This window comes from Kocuria rhizophila (assembly GCF_003667225.1).
Taxonomy (GTDB): Bacteria; Actinomycetota; Actinomycetes; order Actinomycetales; family Micrococcaceae; genus Kocuria; species Kocuria rhizophila.
Map to the genome: position 1 here is coordinate 1 of NZ_RCOM01000105.1, position 6,428 is coordinate 6,428.

The following is a 6,428-nucleotide window of genomic DNA, read 5'->3' on the forward strand; positions in this document are numbered from 1 at the left end:
CCGGGGACCTCTACTTCTCCCGGTGCGTGGACGCGCGCGCCGCCGGGATGGCACCCCTGTACGCGGGCTCCCCCGGGTACCGCACCGGTCTGGACGGGGACGGGGACGGGGTGGCCTGCGAGCCCAGGCGCTGACCCGGGACGGCCCGGGTGCCCGGCGATGGTGTCGCGGCGCGGGACCCCCGAAGCGCAGGCCCAGGGGTGCCGCCCGTGGCACAGATCGTCATTCCGCCGCCGGGCCGTGGAGCAACGCGCACAGTGAGCGCGCCGGCCCCCTCACACCCGCGGGGCGTGGAACCGCGTGAGCCGGGCGTCGGCACCGTCGAGCAGGGCCCAGTCCCCGGCAACCTCCAGCACCGCCGTTCCCGCGGTGGGGAACCCCGCGGCGGCGTCCATCATGGCGTCCTGGTCCGAGTCCCGTGAGGCCAGGCGCAGCACGGCGTCCAGGACACCGGGCATGTGCGCGACCACCAGCAGGGTGCGCACGGATTCCGGCACGTGGTTGACCGCGGCGAGCAGCTGCGCGTCCGAACCGTTGTACAGCGAGTCCCACAGCTGCGGGGTGGGGGCCCTCTCCCCGAGCTCGTGGCACACCCACGTGACCGTTTGTCGGGTGCGCAGGGCCGGCGAGACCAGGATCATCTCGGGCGGTGCGTTCTCCGCCAGCCACGCACCCGCCGCCGCGGCCTCCCGCGCTCCGCGGGGCACGAGCGGACGGTCGTGGTCCGGCACGTCCCGCGGGAAGTCGGCTTCCCCGTGGCGCATGATCACCAGCTGCTTGAGGTCGTGGCGCGTCATGCGTGCCAGTCTGTCACGGGCCGCTCACCCCGGCTGGCGACGCCACCGGGCACCGTTGCGGGCGGCGTCGTGCGCGGCGCGCGGCATGGGCAGTGGCGTCCTGAGTGCGCACAGTGGTTGCACCGGCGGGGCGTGGAGTCTCGGCCGGATGAGCCGGAAGGCCGTCAGATGGAGTACTCGGGGGCGGCCCACACGACCACTTCGGGGTGGTCGTAGAACCGGTAGCCCTGCCCGCGCACGGTGCGCACCGTGTTGGCCAGGCGTCCCAGCTTGGAGCGCAGCCGCCGGACGTGGACGTCGATCGTGCGTTCGGAGGGGATCTCCTCGGCATCCCCCCAGAGGCTGTCGAGCAACTCGGTGCGGCCCACGGTGCGGGTGCCGTTCTCCACCAGGTAGTTGAGCAGCTCGAACTCGCGGTGGGTGAGGTTCAGCAGGTCCCCGTCCAGGAACACCTCGCGGCGGGACAGGTCGATCAGCACGCCCACGCGCTGGTGGTCGATGCGACTGCCGGCACCGCAGGCCGGCAGCGGGGTCAGGGGCTCGATGACCGGGTCCGTGAAGGTGGGGTCCCCCAGTGCGCTGCGCACGACCTCCAAGTCCGTGCCCTCGGCGTTCACCGGGGCGAGGGCCACGGCCGCGTAGGAGTCGGACTCGGGAACCGTGGAGCGGATGTGCTGGCGGATCTCCTGCACCAGCTGGACCAGGTTGATGCCGCGGTCCGCCGCGGCCTGCTCGTCCACGCCCACGTAGAGCACGAAGCCCCGGGCCTCCGTGGGCTGCTGCTCGAGCACCGCCTGCGCCTCGGGGCGGGCCTGGGGCGCGAAGTCCGCGGCCACGGAGCGCAGGTGCCGGTGGTCCTCCGACCCGATCGGGGCGCGATGGGTTCCACGAGTGCGCGCGGCGGGCTGGGCGCCGGGCACACGGTGCCGCTGCGAGATGTGGACGTAACCCGGTGCGCCTGACATTCCAACCCCTGCCTCGTTGAGCCCCGTTCCCGTGAATTCACTGGAAAACGGCGTTATCGTCCATGTTCGGCGACACACGACTCCACTGGCAAGTAATATACGCGCGATTTTCTCGCATCGTGAGATGGGACACGCCCCCGGTTACTCCCAGTGGAAAACTGCTTGCTTTTCCCGCCCGGATGGGGTCGGACGTCCCGCGAGTGGAGAACTGGGTGGGCTCAGTCCACCACGCCGTACAGCCGGTCCCCGGCGTCCCCCAGGCCCGGGACAATGTACGCGTTCTCGTCCAGCCGCTCGTCCACGGACGCGAGAACCACGTTGACCTGGCTGTCCCCGAGCTCGCGCTCCAGACGCTCCAGCCCCTCGGGCGCGGCCAGCAGGCACACGCACGTGATCTCCTCCGCGCCGCGGCGGTAGAGGAACTTGATGGCCTCGCTCAGGGTGCCACCCGTGGCGAGCATGGGGTCCAGCACGTACACCTGGCGGCCCGTGAGGTCGTCCGGCAGCCGCTCGGCGTAGGTGATGATGTCCAGGGTGGTGTCGTCCCGGGCCATGCCCAGGAAGCCGACCTCGGCCGTGGGGACCAGGCGGGTCATGCCCTCGAGCATCCCCAGGCCCGCGCGCAGGATCGGCACCACCAGCGGACGCGGCCGGCTCAGAGCGGTGCCCTGCGTCTCGGCCACCGGGGTCTGGATGGTCTTCGGCTCCACGCGCACCTCGCGGGTGGCCTCGTAGGCCAGCAGCGTGACCAGCTCCTCCACCAGCTGGCGGAACACGGGGGAGGACGTGTCCTTCTCACGCAACACGCTCAGCTTGTGGGCGACCAACGGGTGATCCAAGACGGTGACTCGCATACCCAGAATCTAGCAGTCGCGCCCAGCGGACGGGGTTGCGGCGGTCCGGGGCCACTCCGAGCACCTGAACGACGCCGCGGCGCCCCTCCCGTCGCGCCGCACCGGGACACCTGCCGCGGTGCCGGCCCGAGTCGTCGACCGGAGGTGGCGGCCGGAGGCGCTGGCCCGGGGGTTCACCGGACACCACCGGCGCCGTGGACCCCGCCGGCGGGGCGTCACGATGTCGTCACGGGCCCACCCTCCTCCGCCGGTGCCGGGAGGCCGTGCTCTATTCTCGGGGGGAACACAGTGTGACTTCACAGACATCCCGTGCACGGCAACCCTCGGAAGGGGCACCACACATGGCGGCTCCCGTTCTCGAAACGGAGAACCTGGTCAAGATCTACGGCAGGGGCGACACCAGGTTCGACGCCCTCAAGGGCATCAACCTGGAGATCGGCAAGGGCGAGTCGGTGGCCGTGGTGGGCAAGTCCGGTTCGGGCAAGTCCACCCTCATGCACCTGCTGGCCCTGCTGGACGGCCCCACGCACGGCGTGGTGGCGCTGGAGGGCAGGCCCACGGGCGATCTCAGCGCCAAGGAGCTCAACGAGCTGCGCAACTCCGCGTTCGGCTTCGTGTTCCAGCAGTTCTTCCTGACCCCCAACCAGAGCGTGCTGGAGAACGTCACGCTGCCGCTGAAGATCGCCGGTGTCCCGGCATCCGAGCGCAAGCGCCGGGGACTGGAGGCGCTCGAGCAGCTGGAGATGGCGGACAAGGCGGACAACAAGGCCACCGATCTCTCCGGCGGCCAGAAGCAGCGCGTGGTGATCGCGCGCGCTCTGATCAACAACCCGTCCGTGATCTTCGCGGACGAGCCCACGGGCAACCTGGACTCCGCCACCTCCAAGGTGGTGGAGGACATCCTCTTCGGTCTCAACCGGGACCAGGGCATCACCCTGGTGGTCGTCACGCACGACGAGGACCTCGCCCAGCGCTGCTCGCGTCAGATCTACCTGGTGGACGGTGAGGTGGTGCCGAACCCCGGCAAGAACACGAGCGGCGTCGCCGAGCAGGACCGGGCGCAGGAGCACCCCTGGGCCCAGCAGCCCGCCGGGGTCCAGCAGGTCACGGAGCCCGCGACCGGCGCGATCGTGACCCTCACCGAGGACGACGCCGCCGAGATCGCCCGCGCCGCGCAGGAACCGTCGCGCCCCGGCAGGCACGCGGCCCCCACCAGCACCACCGACCAGCCAGGAGCCACCGCGTGAAATTCATCGATCTGCTGCGCACGGCGATCGGCAACACCTTCCGGTCCAAGGCGCGCACCGTCCTGACCGTGATCGCGATCTTCATCGGCTCGTTCACGCTCACCCTGACCTCGGGGATCGGCACCGGCGTCAACGACTACATCGACAAGACCGTGGCCGCGTTCGGCAACGAGAACGCCCTGTTCGTCCAGAAGGTCTCCGAGCAGTCCACCCCCGGCTCGAACGAGGAGGACGGACCCACCGAGTACAACCCCGACGAGGCCGACGTGCGGCTGGGCTTCGGCTCCGTCAGCGGGCTCACGGATTCGGACATCGACAAGATCGAGAAGATCGACGGCGTGGGTTCCGTGGACCCCATGTACCTGGTCACCCCCAAGTACCTGGAGTCCGCCAACGGCAAGAAGTTCAAGCTGAGCCTGGGCTCGCCCCCGGAGGCGGACGGGCTACAGCTGGAGTCCGGTGAGGTTCCCGAGCGCGCCAAGGACGAGATCCTGCTCCCGGCCTCCTGGGTGGAGCCGCTGGGCCTGGGATCGAACCAGGACGCCGTGGGCAAGACCGTGAAGATCGCCATCGGCAACGCCGTGGACCAGGACAAGACGTTCACGGCGAAGGTCTCGGGCGTGTCCCAGGCATCCCTGGCCGGCTCCTCCGACAACCCCATCCCCTCTGCGGGCCTGAACAAGAAGCTGTACGACTACCAGGCCTCGGGCAGCCCGCGGAAGGTGCCGAACTCCTACTTCACCGCCACGGCCACCGTGGACGACATGTCCAAGGTGGGCTCCATCAAGTCCGCGCTCGCCGACGAGCAGATGCGGGGTCAGACCGTGGAGGACCAGCTGGGCATGTTCCGCGCGGTCATCAACGGCATCGTGTGGATCCTCAACTCCTTCGCGATCATCGCGCTGCTCGCCGCCGGCTTCGGCATCGTGAACACCCTGCTGATGTCCGTGCAGGAGCGCACCCGGGAGATCGGGCTCATGAAGGCGCTGGGCATGAGCGGCGGCAAGATCTTCGGGCTGTTCTCCCTGGAGGCGGTCTTCATCGGCTTCCTGGGTTCCGCCATCGGGGCGGCCGTGGCCGTGGCCGCCGGAAGCATCCTCAGCGGGGTGCTGTCCAACGGGTTGCTGTCCTCGCTGCCCGGACTGAGCCTGTTCCTGTTCAACCCCGTGAACATTGCCCTGATCATCCTCTCGGTCATGTTCATCGCCTTCCTGGCCGGCACCATCCCCGCCGTGCGGGCCGCCCGCCAGGATCCCATCACCGCCCTGCGCTACGAGTGACCCCCCACACCTGCACCACCACTCGCACCACCCGATGAAAGGACGGCAGTCATGAGCACCACTCCGAACGAACCGCAGAACCCGCAGTCCGGCGCCCTCGGACAGCCCGGCCCGGGACAGTCCGGCCAGCCCATGCCCTACGGCCAGGGCGCGGTCAACGGCGCACCGCAGGGTGGCCCCAACGGCCAGCCCTCCGGTCAGCAGTACGGTCAGGCCGGCGGGAAGTACGGCACCGCGGAGTACAACCCCGGCCAGTACACCGGCACGATGGAGCGCCCCTCCACCGTGGACCGGTTGCTGAAGCTGACCCTGATCTCCCTGGGCATCTACGTGCTCAACGGCATCGTGGGTCTGATCGCCTCGGCGAACGTCGACTACCTGCAGTACTTCAAAGACAAGGGCCTGAGCACGGAGATGGCCACCAAGGCGGCTGACCAGGCCGCTGGTGTCGGAGGCACCGCAGGCACAGTGGTGGGTCTCGTCGTCACCGCGGCCCTCTACCTGCTGGTCTACACGTTCCTGAAGAAGGGCAAGAACTGGGCCCGCATCCTGGGCACGGTGTTCGCGGCCATCGCGATCCTCTCGTCCCTGTTCAGCGTGTTCGGTCTGGGCATCTACCCCGCGCCGTGGAACATCATCATCATCGTGCTGGTCGTCGCCAAGCTGATCGTGGACATCCTCTGGATCGTCACCGCGTACAAGGCGCCCACCTCGGCCTGGTTCAACCAGAACCGGGTCCAGCGCTGACCCTGATGTCTCTTCCGCACACCGCCAGGTCCATCCAGCTCGCGGGCTGGATGGACCTGGCGCTTTCCGAGGCGGCACTCACGGCGGGGTCCGGGGACGTGCCCATCGGCGCCGTCGTCCTGGACGCGGACGGCCGGGTCATCGGCACCGGCCGCAACCGTCGCGAGGAGTGCGGCGATCCCACCGCGCACGCGGAAGTGCTGGCCCTGCGCGAGGCGGCCGCACAGCGCGGTGAGTGGCGCTTGGAGGGATGCACCCTCGTCGTCACTCTGGAGCCGTGCGCCATGTGCGCCGGGGCCATCGTGCTGGCGCGCGTGCCCACCGTGGTGTTCGGCGCGTGGGACCCGAAGGCCGGGGCGTGCGGCTCGGTGTTCGACATCGTGCGGGACCCCCGCCTCAACCACTGGGTGGAGGTCACCGGGGGCGTCCGGGAGAGCGAGTGCGCCGCCCTGCTGCGCGAGTTCTTCCGCACCCACCGCTGAGCGCCGCTGACCGCTCCGCGGCACGACGCCGCCCCCGCGCGGCCTCGCCCCCGACC

General features: G+C 69.9%; 8 protein-coding genes. 5 read left to right on the forward strand and 3 right to left on the reverse strand.

The features are described from left to right. Nucleotides 1–26: 26 nt before the first annotated feature. The gene (locus D9R02_RS10805; RefSeq protein WP_121566897.1) at nucleotides 27–134 is read left to right on the forward strand and encodes an excalibur calcium-binding domain-containing protein; all 108 of its coding nucleotides are present in this window, start codon (nucleotides 27–29) and stop codon (nucleotides 132–134) included. Nucleotides 135–275: 141 nt separating this feature from the next. Here D9R02_RS10805 and D9R02_RS10810 read toward each other — a convergent pair whose 3' ends face one another. From D9R02_RS10810 to upp, 3 genes are all read right to left on the reverse strand, one after another. After that, complete coding sequence (locus D9R02_RS10810; RefSeq protein ID WP_070636984.1) at nucleotides 276–797, reverse strand: SixA phosphatase family protein; 522 nt, start codon at nucleotides 795–797, stop codon at nucleotides 276–278. Nucleotides 798–961: 164 nt separating this feature from the next. Beyond that, complete coding sequence (locus D9R02_RS10815; RefSeq protein WP_070636985.1) at nucleotides 962–1,762, reverse strand: winged helix-turn-helix domain-containing protein; 801 nt, start codon at nucleotides 1,760–1,762, stop codon at nucleotides 962–964. Nucleotides 1,763–1,980: 218 nt separating this feature from the next. After that, a complete protein-coding gene (gene upp / locus D9R02_RS10820) occupies nucleotides 1,981–2,616 on the reverse strand; it encodes a uracil phosphoribosyltransferase (protein WP_019309933.1) in 636 nt (211 codons plus the stop codon). Between the two features lie 341 nt (nucleotides 2,617–2,957). On the opposite strand from upp, the gene D9R02_RS10825 reads away from it, so the two are divergent. Genes D9R02_RS10825 through tadA form a run of 4 tightly spaced genes read left to right on the forward strand, consistent with a single transcriptional unit; the run spans nucleotide 2,958 to nucleotide 6,372 of the window. After that, the gene (locus tag D9R02_RS10825) at nucleotides 2,958–3,863 is read left to right on the forward strand and encodes an ABC transporter ATP-binding protein (RefSeq protein ID WP_059281448.1); all 906 of its coding nucleotides are present in this window, start codon (nucleotides 2,958–2,960) and stop codon (nucleotides 3,861–3,863) included. Beyond that, on the forward strand, nucleotides 3,860–5,143 hold the full coding sequence (locus tag D9R02_RS10830; RefSeq protein ID WP_121566895.1) for an ABC transporter permease: 1,284 nt from the start codon (nucleotides 3,860–3,862) through the stop codon (nucleotides 5,141–5,143). The genes D9R02_RS10825 and D9R02_RS10830 overlap by 4 nt, the downstream gene beginning before the upstream one ends. A gap of 51 nt (nucleotides 5,144–5,194) precedes the next feature. After that, nucleotides 5,195–5,890 (forward strand): hypothetical protein, encoded by a 696-nt coding sequence (locus tag D9R02_RS10835; RefSeq protein ID WP_121566896.1) that lies wholly within the window; start codon nucleotides 5,195–5,197, stop codon nucleotides 5,888–5,890. Nucleotides 5,891–5,895: 5 nt separating this feature from the next. Beyond that, nucleotides 5,896–6,372 carry a tRNA adenosine(34) deaminase TadA gene (tadA, locus tag D9R02_RS10840; protein ID WP_059281445.1) on the forward strand — a complete coding sequence of 159 codons (477 nt, stop codon included), beginning with the start codon at nucleotides 5,896–5,898 and terminating at the stop codon, nucleotides 6,370–6,372. Nucleotides 6,373–6,428 lie beyond the last annotated feature (56 nt).

Coding starts and splice junctions, on each gene's coding strand:
- D9R02_RS10810 (WP_070636984.1), bottom strand. CDS start 797: ATGACGCGCCACGACCTCAAGCAGCTGGTGATCATGCGCCACGGGGAA.
- D9R02_RS10815 (WP_070636985.1), bottom strand. CDS start 1,762: ATGTCAGGCGCACCGGGTTACGTCCACATCTCGCAGCGGCACCGTGTG.
- upp (WP_019309933.1), bottom strand. CDS start 2,616: ATGCGAGTCACCGTCTTGGATCACCCGTTGGTCGCCCACAAGCTGAGC.
- D9R02_RS10825 (WP_059281448.1), top strand. CDS start 2,958: ATGGCGGCTCCCGTTCTCGAAACGGAGAACCTGGTCAAGATCTACGGC.
- D9R02_RS10835 (WP_121566896.1), top strand. CDS start 5,195: ATGAGCACCACTCCGAACGAACCGCAGAACCCGCAGTCCGGCGCCCTC.
- tadA (WP_059281445.1), top strand. CDS start 5,896: ATGTCTCTTCCGCACACCGCCAGGTCCATCCAGCTCGCGGGCTGGATG.